The organism is Humitalea rosea (genome assembly GCF_003253705.1).
Taxonomy (GTDB): Bacteria; Pseudomonadota; Alphaproteobacteria; order Acetobacterales; family Acetobacteraceae; genus Humitalea; species Humitalea rosea.
In genome coordinates this window covers 40,121-56,609 of sequence record NZ_QKYU01000005.1, presented here as the reverse complement: position 1 = coordinate 56,609, position 16,489 = coordinate 40,121, and the positions used below count along the sequence as shown (strand labels likewise).

Below are 16,489 nucleotides of genomic sequence, written 5' to 3'. Positions count from 1 at the left end.
ACGGAGGCCGAGCATGGACAGGACCGACACCGCGCATCGGATCGTCATCGTCGGCGGCGGTGCCGCGGGGCTGGAGCTGGCGACCCGGCTCGGCAATGCCCATGGCCGCGACGGGCGGGCCGATGTCACTTTGGTGGAACGCGCCCGCACCCATTTGTGGAAGCCGCTGCTGCATGCGGTCGCCGCCGGCAGCATGGACCGCGCCCAGCATGAGCTGAACTACCTGGCCCAGGCGCATTGGCACCACTTCACCTACCGCTTCGGCGAGATGGACGGGCTGGACCGCGCGCGACGGCAAATCCACCTCGCGGCGACGATGGATGAGGAGGGGCGGGAGATCACCCCGGCCGGCAGCCTCGGCTACGACACGCTGATCATCGCGGTCGGCAGCGTCACCAACGACTTCGGCACGCCCGGGGCCGCGGCCCATGCGATCCCGCTGGAGACGCCGGACCAGGCCGCGCGCTTCAACCGCCGCCTCGTCAATGCCTGCCTGCGCGCCAATGCGCAGGAGGGGCCGATCCGCCCCGGGCAGCTCCACATCGCCATCATCGGCGCCGGCGCCACCGGCACCGAACTGGCCGCCGAGCTGCACCGCACGGTGCGGGCGGTGGTCGCCTATGGGCTGGACCGGATCGTGCCCGAGCGCGACATCCGCATCATCCTGGTCGAGGCCGCCCCCCGCCTGCTGCCCGCTTTGCCCGAACGCATCTCCGAGGCGGTGCTGCGGCTGCTGACCGAGATGGGGGTGGAGCTGCGCGTGAACACCCGCGTCGCCGAGGTCCGCGCCGAAGGGGTGGTGCTGGCCGATGGCGGCCTGCTGCCGGCCGAGCTGGTGGTCTGGTCCGCCGGCGTCAAAGCCCCGGATTTCCTGCGCGGAATCGACGGGCTGGAGACCAATCGCATCAACCAGCTGGTGGTGGGCGAGAGCCTGCAAACCACCCGCGACCCGGCGATCTTCGCGATCGGCGATTGCTGCGCCTGCCCCCGCGCGGGCTCGACCCAGCCGGTGCCGCCGCGGGCGCAGGCGGCACACCAGATGGCGAGCCATATGCTCGGCCAGGTCGAGCGGCTGCTGGCGGGCAAGCCGCTCGAACCCTTCGTCTATCGCGACTTCGGCTCGCTGGTGTCCTTGGGCGAATACAGCACGGTCGGCAGCCTGATGGGCTTCCTGACCGGCAAGAGCCTGTTCATCGAGGGGCTGTTCGCGCGGCTGATGTACCGCTCGCTCTACAAGATGCACCAGACCGCGCTGCATGGCAGGGCGCCCACGCTGCGGCGCACCCTGGCCGGGCTGGTGTCATCGCGGGCGGAGCCGGTCGTGAAGCTGCACTGACCGGCCCCCGCCCTGTCACACCCGCCGGACTAGCCGATCTCGATCCCGGTCTGGGTGACCAGGGCCTGCATCTTGGTCCGCTGCTCGACGACGAAGGCGGCGAAGGCGGCCGGCTCGCTGCCGACCGGGATCGCGCCCAGCCCCTCCAGCCGCGCGGCGACATTGCTGTCGGCCAAAGCGGCCTTGGCCAGGTTGTACCAGCGGTCGCGCAGCGCCACAGGCAGGCCGGCCGGGGCGTAGAGCCCGTTCCACTCGTTCAGCTCGAAGCCCGGGAAGCCCTGCTCGGCCACGGTCGGGACGTTGGGCAGTGCGGCGAGGCGGCTGGTGGTGGTGACGGCCAGCGGGCGCAGCGTGCCTTCCTTGGCGAATTGCAGCGAGGAGGCGACGGTGCCGAAGAGGCAGGCGACATTGCCCGCCAGCAGATCCTGCAAGGCCGGCGTGCCGCCGCGATAGGGCACGTGTTCCAAGGTCACCTCGGCGCGGGAGAACAGCAGCGAGGCCGCCAGATGCGCCGCCGTGGCATTGCCCGAGGAGCCGTAGGACAGCTCGCCCGGCTTGGATTTCGCATAGGCGATGAATTCCGGCAGCGTCCGCACCGGCAGGCGCGGCGAGCAGAGGAAGATCTGCGGCCAGATCAGCAACTGGGTGATCGGCGTGAAGGCGGTGCTGTAGTCGAAGGGCAGGTTCTTCTGCAGCACCGGGTTCAGCACATGGCCCAGCGCATCGAGCAGCACGGTATAGCCATCCGGCGCCGCGCGGGCGACCTCGGCCGCGCCGATCGAGCCGCCGGCGCCGGGGCGGTTTTCCACGATCACGGTCTGGCCCATGGCGGCCCCCATCGGCATCGCCAGCAGCCGGGCGGAGGTATCGACGCCGCCACCAGGCGCATAGGGCGCGATCATGCGCAGGCTGCGGGTCGGGAAATTCGCCTGCGCCCGGGCCGCCGAGGGGGCGGCGGCCGCGCCGAGCAAAAGCCCGGCCAGGGTGCGGCGCGAGAGGGTATGCATGGCTCGTTCCTCGATCTGGTTGGTTGACACCAACAAGCGGTGGCTGCCGACCGCGTCAAGGCCCGAGTAGCCCGACGGCGCCGGCTCGTTTATTCTAGGCCGGTGACCCTTAATGATCTGTTCGGCGAGCCCGAAGGCCCGCCCCGCCCCGCAGGGGAGCGGCCGCTGGCCGATCGCCTGCGCCCCAAAACCCTCGCCGAGGTCGTCGGCCAGCCGCATCTGGTCGGCCCCGATGGCGCGCTCAGCCGGATGCTGGAACGCGGGGCGCTGTCCTCCCTGATCCTCTGGGGGCCGCCGGGGGTGGGCAAGACCACCATCGCCAGGCTGCTGGCCGAGGCGGCGGGCCTGCGGTTCGAACAGCTTTCGGCGGTGTTTTCGGGGGTCGCTGACCTCAAGCGGGCCTTCGACGCGGCCCGCGCCTCACCGCGCGGCACGCTGCTGTTCGTGGATGAGATCCACCGCTTCAATCGCGCCCAGCAGGACGGGTTTTTGCCGGTGGTCGAGGATGGCACCGTGGTGCTGGTCGGGGCGACGACCGAAAACCCCTCCTTCGCGCTGAACGGCGCGCTGCTCTCGCGCTGCCAGGTGCTGGTGCTGCGCAGGCTGGATGAAGAGGCGCTGGACCTGCTGATCCAGCGGGCGGAGGCCGAGGCCGGGCGCCCGCTGCCGCTGGATGCCGCCGCGCGGCCGATCCTGCGGGCCATGGCCGATGGCGACGGGCGGTACCTGCTCAACATGGCCGAGCAGCTTCTGGCGCTGCCGGCGGGGGCGCCGCCGCTGGATGTGGCGGCGCTTTCGGCGCTGCTGGCGCGGCGGGCGGCGCTGTATGACCGGGACCGGGAGGAGCACTACAACCTCATCTCCGCGCTGCACAAATCGATGCGCGGTAGCGACCCGGATGCGGCGCTCTACTGGTTCGCCCGCATGGTCGGCGGCGGCGAGGACCCGCGCTACATCGCCCGCCGCCTGACCCGCTTCGCCGCCGAGGATGTCGGGCTGGCCGATCCCGGCGCGCTGCCTTTCGCGCTGGCGGCCTGGGAAACCTACGAACGGCTGGGCAGCCCGGAGGGCGAATTGGCGCTGGCGGAACTGGTGCTGCGGCTGGCGACGGCGGACAAATCCAACTCGGCCTATCGCGCCTGGGGTGCTGCGCGCCGGCTGGCGGCGGAAACCGGCAGCCTGATGCCGCCGGCGCATATCCTGAACGCGCCGACGCGGATGATGAAGGACCTCGGCTACGGCGGCGGGTATTCCTACGACCACGATGCCGAGGAGGCTTTTTCGGGCCAGGATTACTGGCCGGATGGGATGGTGCCGGCGCGGCTCTACACGCCGACGGAGCGGGGACGGGAGGCAGCGATCGGCGAGAAACTGGCGCATCTGGCGCGGCTGCGGGCGACGCGCGGGGCGGCGCGGGGTGAAATGGGCACGGTGGCGCCGGCGCGGAAACCGCGGACGTGACGCCCTGGACCATGCTGCTGGTCGCGGCCGGCGGGGCGGTGGGGTCGGTGCTGCGCTTTGTGGTCTCGACGCTGTTCGCCTCGCCGGTGGCGGTGTTCCCCTGGGGGACGCTGGTGGTGAATGTGGTCGGCAGCGGGTTGATCGGGCTGGCGGCGGGCTTGGGCGTGTCGGGGGAGTGGCGGCTGTTTCTGGTCACCGGGGTGTTGGGGGGGTTCACCACCTTCTCGGCGTTTTCGCTGGAGACGGGGGTGCTGTGGGAGAGGCAGTGGTGGTTGGGGGTGGTGTATGTGGGGTTGACGCTGGTGTTGGGGTTGGGGGCGTTTGCGGTGGTCTTTTGGCACATGGGGCGACGGTAAACGGCCAGATAGAAATCTGATTGCCAGCGGCGGCTTAAAAATATTTCGGCCTATTGATTTTATGGCGCTTTGAAGTGTGCTCCACATATAATGGAGAATGATCGCAACCGCCATCGATATGTATGTGCGTCGAGCCAAGATCGCGTTAGGGGAAACGTTGGCTGAACGACATGTCATTTATCTTGATACCAGATATTGGATTCTTCTACGGAAGGCGAATGCTGATCTGGATAGCACCAGCGCAGTTGAACTTCTGGGCCTGCTTCGAAAGGGCATTGCTGCCGGGCGTGTATTCTGCCCCATCAGCGAGACGGTCTTCCTCGAGTTGATGAAGCAGAGCGACCCGGTCTCTCGGCTGGCGACAGCAGCGCTCATCGATGAGCTCAGCCTGGGTGTCACGCTCGTTGGCCAGGATGCCCGGATTGGGACTGAGATTGCATATTTCCTGCGCTCGAGGTCTGGGCAAACTAATCTTCACCCGGTGAAGCATCTTATCTGGTCTAAGCACAGCTACGTACTGGGTATGGTGCATCCAACGAATATGTCTTTCGACCCCGAAGCAGAATTTGAAATACAGAAGGCAGTTTTTGACCTGATGTGGACTACCCCACTTCGCGACATCATCAAAACTATCGGGAATTTTCCAACAATAGAAATAGAATTCAGGCGCATTGCAGAAAAATTAAATGCCGACGTAGCGGATAATGCCTGCTACCTACAGAGTTTTGAACAGGCATATGCAGACGAAGCACGAGGGATAGTCGATTTATTTGGTGGAATAGCTGTAGACATAACAGTTTCCATGGCTTTCGAACGGGGAGCGATCTCCGAACAGCCAACGCCGGCTCAGTGCCAAGCCTTTGAAAATCAACACAAGAACCTTCTCGCTGTATGCCTCGAAAAAAACAAAGCTCGTGACGAGCTGCGGACGCTGCATATTCTCTCAAGCCTCCACGCCTCACTGCGCTGGAATAAGGGCCGAAAATTCAAGGGCAATGATCTGTTTGATTTCGACCATGCCGCAGCAGCGCTTGCCTATGGAGATGCGTTCTTCACCGAGGGCTCTTTATCCGCGATGATAAAAGAGCGCCATCTCGCCTTGGATCGGGCCTACGGATGTCGTGTCACCGCAGAGATGGATGAGGCCATCGCAATCACGGCCAAGCTTATTGGTTAAAGGTCCATTCTAAACCTACTCCTGGCTGAAGAGGGAAACTATATCCCTGTGGCCTTCGAGGATATTCACGACCTCGACCAGATCGTCTTCGTAGCGGAAGAAGATGACATAGCCCTTGTAGGGCAGGCTGCGGATATCCGGCCGAAGCTCCGGCCTTGCCACACCGAGCGTGCCGGGCAGCGCCGCCAGCTTGCGGCACTGCTGCCGCAGCATGACGACAAAGGCTTCGCCGATGGCGCGATCCCGGCTTTCGCGGGTGATGTATCTCAGGATATCGGTCAGGTCGTCTCGTGCGGACAGCAGATAGACAAGCTGCCGCATTCAATACCCTTCCTTCGCCAACTCCGCTGATGTCGCCAGCAAGGACGCCGAAAGCTCCTCATCCGTGACCCGCCCACCCCGCGCGATCGAGGCATCCAGCGTCTCCCGCAGCGCCTTGAGCCGCGTCTCGCGTTCCTCGACGAGCCGCAGCCCCTCCCGCATCACCTCGCTCGCGGAACTGTACCGGCCGCTTTTGACGGCGGCCTCCACGAACCCTTCCCATCGGGCTCCGATCGACACGTTCATGGCAGGCTCCTTCTGAACGCCGCATCGATAACACAAACTGCGCAATCCGTGTTATCGGCTTATTTTCCTTGCCCTCCCTCCCCATCCATGCCATCTTCCCCCACCAACCGCGCCTTCTCCGCCTGCTTCCACGCCTTGGCCGCCCGCAGCGTCGCCTCATCCGTCGCCAACCGCGCCGCATGGTCCCGCGCCGTCACCAACCGCGCCGGCCACAGGATCAGCGCATCCTTATGCACCTGCACCCGGAAATGGCTGGGGTTGCCCAGCGCCTCGACCACCGCCTTGGGCAGGGTCAACTGGTTCTTCACCGTCATCTTCGCCATGGGCAGCGTCATCGAACCCTCCTGTAAGGGAATAAGATAGTAATATGGTAAGGTAGTAAGGTATATTATCCTAAACGTCAAGATGTTTCGCTGGACGCCACGCCGCCCCTCCGCTACGCGCCTGCCATCATGTCCATTGCCAACCTCACCGTCGCCTCCGACGACGCCGATACCCGCCTCGACCGCTGGTTCCGCCGCCATTTCCCGCAACTCACCCAGGGCGCGCTGCAAAAGATGCTGCGCACCGGCCAGATCCGTGTCGACGGCAAGCGGGCGGAGGCGAATGACCGCCTCAACCCCGGCATGGTCGTCCGCGTCCCGCCGCTGCCCGAGGGCCAGGCCCCGAAAGCCGCCCCGCGCCCGGTGGACGAACGCCAGACCAAGGACCTGCAACGCCTGGTCCTCTACCGGGACGAGGCGGTGATCGCGATCGACAAGCCGCACGGCCTGGCGGTGCAGGGTGGCCCCGGCATCACCAAGCACCTGGACGGGATGCTGGAGGCGCTGCGCTTCGACGCCGAGGAACGCCCCCGCCTGGTGCATCGGCTGGACCGCGACACCTCCGGCGTGCTGCTGCTGGCGCGCACGGCGGGTGCCGCGTCCAAGCTCGCCGCCGCCTTCCGCGGCCGCGATGCGGAAAAGACCTATTGGGCCGTGGTGGTCGGCGAGCCGGTGCCGCCCGAGGGCCGCATCGAAATGGCCCTCACCAAGGCCCCCGGCACCCGTGGCGAACGCATGACCGCGGCCGAACCGGGTGCCCTGGACGCGACCCGCGCCGTGACCGATTTTCGGACGCTGGACGTCGTCCGTCGCCGCGCCGCCTGGCTGGAGCTGAAGCCGCTGACCGGCCGCACCCACCAGCTTCGGGTGCATTGCCTGGAGGCGCTGGGCGCGCCGATCCTCGGCGATGGCAAGTATGGCGGCTCGGCCGCGCATATGGCCGATGTGTCGGGGCAGTTGCATCTGCATGCCCGCACCATCCGCCTGCCGCATCCCTTGGGCGGGACGCTGGAGGTTTCGGCGCCGCTGCCGCCGCACATGGCCGAAACCTTCGCCTATTTCGGCTTCGAGGCCCCGCGCACACCAAAGTCGCGCCGCATACCCTGAGCGTCAGGGGTGGACTTGCGCCACCCCATTGTACCAGTCGTAGATCTGCTCGCCGTTCCAATGCAGCACGCCATCGTAGCCCGCGATCTCCTGGTAGATCTCCTCCAGGTAGCGGATGCGATGCGGCTGGCCTGAGATATAGGGGTGGATGGCGATCGCCATGATCTTGGGGCGGTCGCCACCCTCGGCATGCAGGCGCTGGAACTGGTCCATGACCCGCTGCTTCCAGTAGCCGCTCTCATGGTGCTGCACGATCATCATGGGGATGTCGTTCAGCTCGACGGAATAGGGCAGCGTGACCAGCGGGCCATTGTGGGTGCGGATCACCGTCGGCTCGTCGTCATAGACCCAGTCGCCGATGTATTTGACCCCGGCCTCGGCCAGAAGCTCCGGCGTCTCCAGGGTCTGGGTCAGGCCGGGCCCGAGCCAGCCCACGGGTCGCTTGCCCGTGAACCCTTGCAGCAGGTCCATGCTGCGATGGATCATGGCGCGCTGGTCATCGACCTTGTGGATCGGCATCTGTTCATAGGCATGGCCCATGAACTCCCAGCCGGCGTCGCGCGCCTCGGCCGCCACGCGTGCGTAATCGGTGCAGACGCGGGCGTTGATGGAGAGGGTGGGCCGCAGCCCCAGGCGGCGGTAGAGGTCGAAGAAGCGCCAGACGCCGACCCGCATGCCGTATTCATGCCAGGACCAGTTGGCGACATCGGGCAGCAGCATTTGGCCGGTCGGCGCGGGGATCACCTGGCGGGCCATGGGGCGGGAGATGTCCCAGACCTCCAGGTTCACGATGGTCCAGACGATGATCCTCGCCTTGCCCGGCAGGGCCAGGGGCGGGCGGTCCACGATGGCGGAGAAGCTGTGTCGTTCGGTGGGCAGCATGCCGTCGGTCATGGTCACTCCTGCATCACGCGGGGCAAGGCTGCGGAGCGCCCCGGTTCGAGTCAATCGGGGGCGGCCGCGCTCATCGGTTCCACTTATCGCGCGCTGCTGCTAAACGCCCCTTTTCACTGCGGGGATCTCCTCCCCGCGGCAATCCAGAGAAAGCGAGAATGGCGGGTTACAAAGACGATCGGGTCAACAATCGGTTGGACACGGCGGCGAAGGCGAAGCAGGCGATCCTGCAAAAATTCCTGGCCAAGCCAGGCCCCGATGATCCCGCCGTCATCGCGCGTGAGCAGGAGCGCCTGGCCATTGCCGCCGCGCGGCAGGCCCGCCAGGCCGAGCGTGAGGCCGAACGCGAGGCCGAAGCCGAGCGCCAGCGCCTGGCCGCCGTGAAGCGGGCCGAGGCGGACGCCGCGCGCGAGGTCGAGCGCAAGGCCGCCGCCGCGGCCGCAGCCGCTTTGGCGGCCGAGGAAGCAGTCCGCGCCGCCGAGGAGCGCGCGTTGGAGGCTGAGCGCGCCGTGGAACTGGCTGCCGCCCAGAAGGTGGCGCGCGACGCCCGCTACGCCGCCCGCAAGGCGCGGCGCTAGGCTTTCGTCGCGGGCCGGCAGGCTGCCCGCCGGCCCGCTGCGAACACACTCAGACGTCACGCAACTTCAACGCCATCGACCCGTTGCGCCCTCGGACGCGAATTGAAGGAGGCGGTGACCTTGCAGCGACGACAGTTCGGAGTGCTCGGATCGGCCGCCCTGTTGGTGGCCGTGGTGGATACCGGCAGTTCCACGGATGCCACGGCCCAATCGGCCGCGGCCCCGGTGCGTTTCGACATGGGCAGCCTGCGCGGCATGGCCCGCGAACTGGCCGCCCAGCCCTTCCGGCCGCCCGAAACCACCCTGCCGGCCGGGTTGCGGGACCTGGAATATGACCAGTACCGCCATATCCGCTTCAAGCGGGAGCAGGCGCTCTGGGCCAATGACGGCCTGCCGTTCCAGATGCAGCCCTTCCATCGCGGCTTCCTCTATCCCAACCGGATCGCGCTGCATGAGGTCGCCGACGGCATCGCCCACCCGATCAGATACCGCGCCGACCAGTTCGACTTCGGCCCCCTGCCCCGGCCGCCGGATGATGCGGACCTCGGCTTCGCGGGCTTCCGCCTCACGCATCCGCTGAACCGGCCGGACCACTTCGACGAGGTCTGCGCCTTCCTCGGCGCCTCCTATTTCCGCGGGCTCGGCAAGGGGCACATCTACGGGCTGTCGGCGCGCGGCCTCGCGATCCGCACCGGCGACCCGAAGGGGGAGGAATTCCCCCTGTTCCGCGCCTTCTGGATCGAACGCCCGGTGCAGGGCGCGCAGACCATGGTCGTGCATGCGCTGATGGACAGCCAGAGTGCCGCCGCCGCCTTCCGCTTCACCATCCGCCCCGGCGAGGCGACGATCTTCGACGTCGAGGCCACGATCTATCCGCGCGTCGAACTGCCGGGCATCGGCATCGCGCCCGCCACCAGCATGTTCTTCTTCGGCCCCAACGACCGTGTCGGCATCGACGACTACCGCCCCGCCGTGCATGACAGCGACGGACTGATGGTCACGACCGGGCAAGGGGAGCAGATCTGGCGGCCGCTGTCCAACCCGCGCGACCTGCAGGTCAGCGCCTTCGCCGAGACCAATCCGCGCGGCTTCGGACTGATGCAGCGCAGCCGGGCCTTCACGAATTTCCAGGATCTGGAAGCGCATTACCAGGACCGCCCGAGCCTCTGGGTCGAGCCGATCGGGGATTGGGGCCAGGGCGAAATCCAGCTCTTCGAAATCCCGACCAATGACGAGATCCACGACAACATCGTCGCCTTCTGGCGCCCGGCGCAGCCGATGCGGGCGCGCGGCGAATACGGGCTGACCTACCGGCTGTACTGGGAGGGCGCACGGGCGGGGAATGCGGCGCTGGCGCAATTCACCTCGACGCGGATCGGCGTGGGCTCCGAGGCACGGGCGCGGCGGATCGTGCTGGATGCGGTCGGCGGGCGGCTGGACGCGCTGCGCAATGGCGCGCCCTTCGAGACCAATGTTTCCGGCAGCCCCGGCGAGGTGCGCAACATCTCCTCCGAGTTCAACCCCGAGACCGGCGGCGTGCGCATCGCCTTCGAACTGCTGCCCGGCAACGCCCCCCAGGTCGAGCTGCGCGCCAGCCTGAAGGATGCGCAGGGACCGCTGTCGGAGATCTGGCTCTACCGATGGACACCCTGACCACCCAGGATCTGCACATCGAGGCGTTGCCCCCCGCGGCGCCGCTGGCCATGCCCGAGCAGGATTTCAGCACCTCCACGCCGGCCCGCCAGCCGACCGGGCCGCGCGGGATCGGCTGGCGGCGCCTGCTGGTCATCAGCGGCGCCATCGTGATGACCCTGGCCGCGACGCGGGAGATGTCGCTGGTGCTGAACGGCGACAGCATGAGCACGCTGGAAGTGCTGATCCTGTTCCCCTTCGTGCTGCTCTTCGCCTGGGTCGCGGTGTCCTTCACCAGCGCGCTTGCCGGCTTCTGCATCATGCTGATCGGCGACGGGTCGCGGCTGCTGCCCGGCGACGGGCCGCTGCCGCCGCTGCGCTCCCGCACCGCCCTGCTCATGGCGACCTACAATGAGCCGCCGGCCCGCATCTTCGCCGGGATCGAGGCGATCCATGACTCGCTGCTGGCCGCGGGCGTCGCGGATGCCTTCGATCTGTTCGTGCTCAGCGACACCACCGACCCCGACATCTGGGTGGCGGAGGAGGCGCATTGGCAGGCGATGCGCGGGCGGCTCGATCCGGCCGCGCGCATCTACTACCGCCGCCGCCGCCGCAACGTGTCGCGCAAGACCGGCAACATCGCCGAATGGGTCACGCGCTTCGGCGCCGCCTATGAGCATTTCCTGATCCTGGACGCCGACAGCCTGATGGAGGGCGAGGCGCTGCACCACCTCGCCGCCGCCATGGAGGCGACCCCGGATGCCGGGCTGGTCCAGTCGCTGCCGGTCTCGATCTCGGGGCAGAGCCTGCTCGCGCGGATGCAGCAATTCGCCGGGCGGATCTACGGGCCGCTGATCGCCCAGGGCATCGCCTGGTGGCATGGCGCCGAGGGCAATTACTGGGGCCACAACGCCATCATCCGCACCCGCGCCTTCGCCGAGGCGGCGGGGCTGCCGCATCTGCGGGGCCGCAAGCCTTTTGGTGGCGATATCCTCAGCCACGACTTCGTCGAGGCCGCCTTGCTGCGCCGCGCCGGCTGGGGCGTGCACATGCTGCCGCTGCTGCGCGGCAGCTACGAACAGGGCCCGCCGACGCTGATGGATATCGCGGTGCGCGACCGCCGCTGGGCGCAGGGCAATCTGCAACATGCGGCGGTGCTGCCGACGCGGGGGCTGCATTGGGTCAGCCGGCTGCATCTGCTGACCGGCATCGGCTCCTACATCACGGCGCCGCTCTGGCTGCTGTTCCTGCTGCTCGGCTTCTGCATCTCGCTGGAGGCGCGTTTCGTGCGCCCCGAATACTTCCCCGCCGCGCCAACGCTCTTTCCGCATTGGCCGCTGGTCGATCCGGTGCGCGCCATGTGGGTTTTTGCCGGCACGATGATGCTGCTGCTGATCCCCAAGGTGCTGGCGCTGCTGGTGTTCCTGCTGAATGGCCAGGACCGGCGCGCCGCCGGGGGCGCGATCCGGCTGGTGCTGTCGATGCTGCTGGAGACGCTGATCGCGGCGATGCTCTCGCCCATCACCATGCTGACCCAGACCGTCCAGGTGATCGCGATCCTGCGCGGCCGCGATTCGGGCTGGAGCGCGCAAAGCCGCGACGATGGCCGCCTGCCGCTCGGCGTGGTGGTGCGCGGCTACTGGCTGCACACGGTGCTTGGCGTTGGTGCGGGGATCGCCGCCTGGCTGGTGTCCCCTTGGCTCGCGCTGTGGATGTCGCCGGTGCTTGCGGGGCTGGTGCTGGCGATCCCGCTGGTCTGGCTGACCGCCCGGCCCGGCGCCGGCGCGACATTGCGCTGGATGGGGCTGTTGCTGATCCCCGAGGAACGCCGGCCGCCGGAGGTGCTGACCCGGGCGCTCGCCTTGCGCGGCCTGGGCGAGCCGGCGGGCGAGGCGGCGAGCCGCCTGGCCGGGGATGCGGCGCTGCTCCGGCTGCATCGGCGGCTGCTGCCGCCGCCGCGCCGGCGCGGCATCGATCCACTGGATGTGGATGCGGTATTGGGCGAGGCGAAGCTCGCCGAGGCGGATGACCTCGGCACCGCGCTGCGGCTGCTGACGCCCAAGGAGAAGGCCGCGGTGCTGGCCGAGGGCGAGGGCGTGGAGCGGTTGGTTTCGCTGGCGCGAGCCTGACCTACGGCACCCGGGTGGTCATCGCAGATCCGCCCGGTTCCCCATCGCCTCCGCCATCTCGCCGATCCCGGCGAGCTTGGCGGTGAAGCGGGACCAGTCATCCTCGGCGGCGATCGGCGCCCAGATCGCCTCCACCTCCTCGATCAGCATCGAGCAGGGCGTCTTCCGTTTGAAATAGGGATGATCGAGCCCGGCATCATGGGCCGGCTCATAGCCCGCGATCGCGTCCCGGAACGGGTCGAAGGCGGGCGAGGCATAGTGGTCCGCCGAAGGGCTGGCGCTGCGCGAGACCGGCCCCGCCATGCCGCCGCGCCAGTCGAAGAAGGCCTGGTCGAAGGGCGCCTGCGTCGTCTCCAGCCCGGAAAACAGGGCGGCGGCCAGGGCGGTGTCGCGCTCCACACCATGCGGGTGCAGGCCAAGCCGGCGCACCACCGCATCGGTGAAGGCGGCCTGCAGCGCGGGGCCGAATTCGGTGAGCGCCGTCTCCAGCCCCGCCTTCAGCGCCTCATCGCCCAACGGCAGCAGGCAGTTGCCGAGGCGCGACAGCGACCAGGCCAACGCATCGGGCTGCCGCGCATAGGCGTAGAGTCCGTTGTGGTCGAAATAGGCGGCGGTGAAGCCGGGCTGGTAGGTCGGCAGGAAGCGCCAGGGGCCGTAGTCGAAGGATTCCCCCGTGACATTGACGTTGTCCGTGTTCAGCACGCCATGCACGAAGCCCGCCGCCATCCACCGCCCGCCGGTCTGCGCGACGCGGCGGCAGACGGCGCCGAAGAATTTTTCCGCCCGCGCGGCATCCCCCTCGGCATGCACCTCGGGCAGATAGATCCGCCCCACATGATCCACGAGGCGCTGAATCCCCTCGACATCGCCATGCGCCGCGAGGCGCTGGAAGGTGCCGATGCGGATATGCGAATGGCTGAGCCGGACCAGCACCGCCGACCGCGTGGGCGAGGGCTCGTCGCCGCGATGCAGGGATTCGCCGGTCTCGATCAGGCTGAAGGATTTGGAGGTATCGACGCCGAGCGCCTCCAGCATCGAACTGGCCAGCACCTCCCGCACCCCGCCCTTCAGGGTCAGCCGCCCATCGGCGCCGCGTGACCAGGGGGTGGTGCCGCTGCCCTTGGTGCCGAAATCCAGCAGCCGCCCATCCCGGCGGTCATGCGCCTGGGCAAAGAGGAAGCCGCGCCCATCGCCCAGATCGGCGTTGTAATGCCGGAACTGATGGCCGTGGTAGCGCAGGGCCAGCGGCTGCCGGAAGCTGCCGGGCAGCGGCATGAAGCGGCCGAAATGCTCGATCCATTCCGCATCGGTCAGGGTGCCGAGCCCGACCCGGTTGGCCCAGTCCTGGTTGCGGTAGCGCAGGATGTGCGCGGGGAACTCCGCCGGGGCGACGAGATCGTAGAACTCCTCCCCCAGATCCTGGTGGCGGGTCGCGGGGTGGAAATCGGAGGAGATCGGCATACCCGCCACTTGGGGCGAATCCGCCGCCGATGCCAGCCCCGCCGGTCTGGTTCAGGGCGTGTCGTTCACCGCGGGCTTGGCGAAGACCGGCGCGGGCCAGGCTGTTCCGATCCCGGGGATCCCCAGCGGCTGGCCGACGCCGCTGGCGGCCAGTTCGGCCGCCTGGGCATCCAGCGCGGCACGCAATCGCGCGGCCTCGGCCGCCGGCACCAGCGCCGTCTGCACCGGGCCCAGGGGATGGGACTGGATGCGGGCGCGGGCATGGCCATCGAGCAAGGCGGCGAGGCGGGCGATGGTCGCGGCGCGCCGGGCCAGGCGCACCGCTTCCTGGGCCTTTTCCAGCCGGGCGAGGCTCTGCAGGGTCCGCCCCCCGGCCGCGACCACATCGGGCTGGAGCGCCGCAGGGTCACCTACCGGGCCGGGGGCGCCGCGCTCCAGCGCCGCCGCCAGCACGGTGCCGCGTGCCCGCAGCCAGTCGCGCAGGGGGGCGGCGGTGGTGAACATCACGCCGCAGGCCAGCGGCAGGCAGGGGGCGCCAAGGGCGGCGCAGACGCCGAGGTGCCGCGCGGCGAGATCGGCGACCCAGGCGGTGTCCTGCGCGCGGGTCAGGAAGGGCGCCCGCGGCACCCGGCTGACCAGGGCCGCGACCGGGCCCTCGGCGATCACCTCGACGCTGCTGCCCGGCAACAGCCCCGGCACCGCGGGGGCCAGGGTGCCGGCCGCGACGATGGCATAGGTGTAGAGCGCCTCGGCGGCGTCTGGATGGCCGGTCATGCCGCCAGCCACCCGACCACTGTTCGGAAACATTTTGTCCCGTGTGCCATGCCACCCTGCCGCCTGCCTGGGCCGAAGCTTTAGCCGCCGCGGGATTTACGGGAGGTGAAGCGCCTCAGCCCTCGGGCAATTCGCCGGGGACGGGCTCGCGGAGTTCCTCCGCCTCGCGCCGCAGGCGCTGGTAGGAGCGGAAGGAGAAGGGCAGCATCCCGCCATAGATCATGCTGGCCGCGGCAAGCGCCGCCCAGGGCTCGGCCACCACCAGTGCCACATAGCCGCCGATGCCCAGCAGCAGCGGCAGCACCAGATGCCGCGGCACCCGGAAATTCTTGAACGACCAGGTCGGCAGGGTGCTGACCATCGTCGCCCCCACCAGCACCAGCACCAGCGCGATGAAGCCCGGGTAGCGCAGGACATGGGCGAAGCCGTGCCAGCCCCAGCCATCCAGCGCCAGGCTGGCGAAGAGCGGGAACAGCGCCAGCCCCGCGCCCGCCGGCGCCGGCACCCCGGTGAAGAAGGACTGCGCATAGGCGGGCTTGGGCGCGAGCGTGGGCATCGCATCCAGCGCCGCGTTGAAGCGCGCGAGGCGCAGCGCGCAGCAGACGGCGAAGAGCAGGCAGGGGACGAAGCCGATCGGCCCCATCGCGCTGACCGTCCAGAGGTACAGGATGAAGGCCGGCGCCACGCCGAAGGAGAGGAAATCCGCAAGGCTGTCGAATTCCGCGCCGAAGCGGCTGGTCGCCTTCAGCAACCGCGCGAGACGCCCGTCCAGCCCGTCGATGACAGCGGCGACGACGATCAGGCTGGCGGCCTGTTCCCAATGCCCCTCCAGCGCGAAGCGCATCGCGACCAGCCCCGAGCACAGCCCGAGCATGGTCAGGATATTCGGGATCAGGCGGTTGAAGGACAGGCCGTCGAAACGCGGCCGGATGCGGCGCCGGAAGTGGCGGAACCGCCGGGGTGTCCCGTCTCTCCCAGCACCCGGGCGGATCACGCCAGCGGGCCTTCCAGCGAGGCGATCACCGTCTCGCCGCCGATCATGGTCTGGCCCTCGGCCACCAGCGGGCGGATGCCGGGGGGCAGATAGACATCGGTGCGGCTGCCGAAGCGGATCAGGCCGAAACGGGCGCCCGCCTCGGTCACATCGCCTTCACGGGCAAAACACAGGATGCGCCGGGCGACGAGGCCCGCGATCTGCACCACGGCGACATCGCGGCCATCCGGCAAGGCGATGGCGATGGCGTTGCGCTCATTGTCGTCGCTCGCCTTGTCCATGTTCGCGGACAGAAACTTGCCGTGGCGATAGGCGATGCGCTTGACGGTGCCTTCGACCGGCCAGCGGTTGATGTGCACATCCATGACCGAGAGGAAGATCGCCACCCGCCAGCGCGTATCCGGGCCAAGCCCGAGCTCCAGCGGCGGCACCGCCGGCATCACCGAGACGACGCGCCCATCGGCGGGGGCCAGCACCAGCCCCGGCCGCGGCGGCGGCGTGCGCTCCGGGTCGCGGAAGAAGTACAGGCAGAACAGGACGAAGATCAGCCCGGGCCAGAATAGCCAGCCCCCGGCGAGCAGACCGCCGACGACGGCCACGGCCGCCCCCCCGGCCAGGAAGGGCGTTGCGGCGCGGTGCGGCGGTGCCAACACCATCTGGAGACTTTGCAGGAGGGCCATAGGGTTCGGTTGA

At 68.5% G+C, this 16,489-nt stretch carries 17 protein-coding genes; 8 read left to right on the top strand and 9 right to left on the bottom strand.

The genetic code is table 11. The features are described 5' to 3' along the window. Positions 1 to 13: 13 nt before the first annotated feature. Positions 14 to 1,336 carry an NAD(P)/FAD-dependent oxidoreductase gene (locus C8P66_RS05680; protein ID WP_111397189.1) on the top strand — a complete coding sequence of 441 codons (1,323 nt, stop codon included), beginning with the start codon at positions 14 to 16 and terminating at the stop codon, positions 1,334 to 1,336. Positions 1,337 to 1,365: 29 nt separating this feature from the next. On the opposite strand, the gene C8P66_RS05675 is transcribed toward C8P66_RS05680, so the two are convergent. Continuing rightward, positions 1,366 to 2,343: a Bug family tripartite tricarboxylate transporter substrate binding protein gene (locus C8P66_RS05675; RefSeq protein ID WP_111397188.1), complete on the bottom strand. Its 978-nt coding sequence runs from the start codon at positions 2,341 to 2,343 to the stop codon at positions 1,366 to 1,368. Positions 2,344 to 2,445: 102 nt separating this feature from the next. Here C8P66_RS05675 and C8P66_RS05670 point away from each other — a divergent pair, with 102 nt between their 5' ends. The 3 genes from C8P66_RS05670 to C8P66_RS23480 all read left to right on the top strand — a co-directional run bounded on the left by C8P66_RS05670 (position 2,446) and on the right by C8P66_RS23480 (position 5,337). Then, the gene (locus C8P66_RS05670; RefSeq protein ID WP_111397187.1) at positions 2,446 to 3,804 is read left to right on the top strand and encodes a replication-associated recombination protein A; all 1,359 of its coding nucleotides are present in this window, start codon (positions 2,446 to 2,448) and stop codon (positions 3,802 to 3,804) included. Then, entirely contained in the window at positions 3,801 to 4,160 is a 360-nt protein-coding gene (locus tag C8P66_RS05665) for a fluoride efflux transporter FluC (RefSeq protein ID WP_245903252.1), read from the top strand. Before C8P66_RS05670 ends, C8P66_RS05665 begins: the two co-directional genes overlap by 4 nt. Positions 4,161 to 4,257: 97 nt before the next feature. Beyond that, complete coding sequence (locus C8P66_RS23480) at positions 4,258 to 5,337, top strand: hypothetical protein (RefSeq protein ID WP_146422724.1); 1,080 nt, start codon at positions 4,258 to 4,260, stop codon at positions 5,335 to 5,337. A 15-nt stretch (positions 5,338 to 5,352) separates the two neighbouring features. On the opposite strand, the gene C8P66_RS05660 is transcribed toward C8P66_RS23480, so the two are convergent. Genes C8P66_RS05660 through C8P66_RS05650 form a run of 3 tightly spaced genes read right to left on the bottom strand, consistent with a single transcriptional unit; the run spans position 5,353 to position 6,239 of the window. After that, positions 5,353 to 5,658 (bottom strand): type II toxin-antitoxin system RelE/ParE family toxin, encoded by a 306-nt coding sequence (locus tag C8P66_RS05660; RefSeq protein WP_111397186.1) that lies wholly within the window; start codon positions 5,656 to 5,658, stop codon positions 5,353 to 5,355. Next, positions 5,659 to 5,904: a type II toxin-antitoxin system ParD family antitoxin gene (locus C8P66_RS05655; protein ID WP_111397185.1), complete on the bottom strand. Its 246-nt coding sequence runs from the start codon at positions 5,902 to 5,904 to the stop codon at positions 5,659 to 5,661. Between the two features lie 59 nt (positions 5,905 to 5,963). After that, on the bottom strand, positions 5,964 to 6,239 hold the full coding sequence (locus C8P66_RS05650) for an AbrB/MazE/SpoVT family DNA-binding domain-containing protein (protein ID WP_111397184.1): 276 nt from the start codon (positions 6,237 to 6,239) through the stop codon (positions 5,964 to 5,966). Between the two features lie 117 nt (positions 6,240 to 6,356). Here C8P66_RS05650 and C8P66_RS05645 point away from each other — a divergent pair, with 117 nt between their 5' ends. Next, on the top strand, positions 6,357 to 7,334 hold the full coding sequence (locus C8P66_RS05645; RefSeq protein WP_111397183.1) for an RluA family pseudouridine synthase: 978 nt from the start codon (positions 6,357 to 6,359) through the stop codon (positions 7,332 to 7,334). 3 nt (positions 7,335 to 7,337) lie between these two features. On the opposite strand, the gene C8P66_RS05640 is transcribed toward C8P66_RS05645, so the two are convergent. Further along, positions 7,338 to 8,228, bottom strand: a complete 891-nt coding sequence (locus C8P66_RS05640) for a polysaccharide deacetylase family protein (RefSeq protein WP_211314036.1) — start codon at positions 8,226 to 8,228, stop codon at positions 7,338 to 7,340. A gap of 158 nt (positions 8,229 to 8,386) precedes the next feature. On the opposite strand from C8P66_RS05640, the gene C8P66_RS05635 reads away from it, so the two are divergent. The 3 genes from C8P66_RS05635 (at position 8,387) to mdoH (ending at position 12,567) form a co-directional block, all read left to right on the top strand. After that, positions 8,387 to 8,806, top strand: coding sequence for a DUF6481 family protein (locus C8P66_RS05635; RefSeq protein ID WP_111397182.1), 420 nt, complete (start codon positions 8,387 to 8,389; stop codon positions 8,804 to 8,806). Between the two features lie 120 nt (positions 8,807 to 8,926). Next, on the top strand, positions 8,927 to 10,459 hold the full coding sequence (locus tag C8P66_RS05630; protein WP_111397329.1) for a glucan biosynthesis protein: 1,533 nt from the start codon (positions 8,927 to 8,929) through the stop codon (positions 10,457 to 10,459). Further along, positions 10,447 to 12,567, top strand: a complete 2,121-nt coding sequence (mdoH, locus tag C8P66_RS05625; protein WP_111397181.1) for a glucans biosynthesis glucosyltransferase MdoH — start codon at positions 10,447 to 10,449, stop codon at positions 12,565 to 12,567. The genes C8P66_RS05630 and mdoH overlap by 13 nt, the downstream gene beginning before the upstream one ends. Positions 12,568 to 12,585: 18 nt before the next feature. Here the strand turns inward: mdoH and C8P66_RS05620 are convergent, their stop codons facing one another. The 4 genes from C8P66_RS05620 to C8P66_RS05605 form a co-directional block, all read right to left on the bottom strand. Further along, on the bottom strand, positions 12,586 to 14,028 hold the full coding sequence (locus tag C8P66_RS05620; RefSeq protein WP_111397180.1) for a protein adenylyltransferase SelO: 1,443 nt from the start codon (positions 14,026 to 14,028) through the stop codon (positions 12,586 to 12,588). A 51-nt stretch (positions 14,029 to 14,079) separates the two neighbouring features. Then, on the bottom strand, positions 14,080 to 14,802 hold the full coding sequence (locus C8P66_RS05615; RefSeq protein ID WP_158537107.1) for a GvpL/GvpF family gas vesicle protein: 723 nt from the start codon (positions 14,800 to 14,802) through the stop codon (positions 14,080 to 14,082). Positions 14,803 to 14,917: 115 nt separating this feature from the next. Continuing rightward, entirely contained in the window at positions 14,918 to 15,796 is an 879-nt protein-coding gene (locus C8P66_RS05610) for a CDP-alcohol phosphatidyltransferase family protein (protein ID WP_245903250.1), read from the bottom strand. Beyond that, positions 15,793 to 16,476, bottom strand: a complete 684-nt coding sequence (locus C8P66_RS05605; protein ID WP_111397178.1) for a phosphatidylserine decarboxylase — start codon at positions 16,474 to 16,476, stop codon at positions 15,793 to 15,795. Before C8P66_RS05605 ends, C8P66_RS05610 begins: the two co-directional genes overlap by 4 nt. Positions 16,477 to 16,489 lie beyond the last annotated feature (13 nt).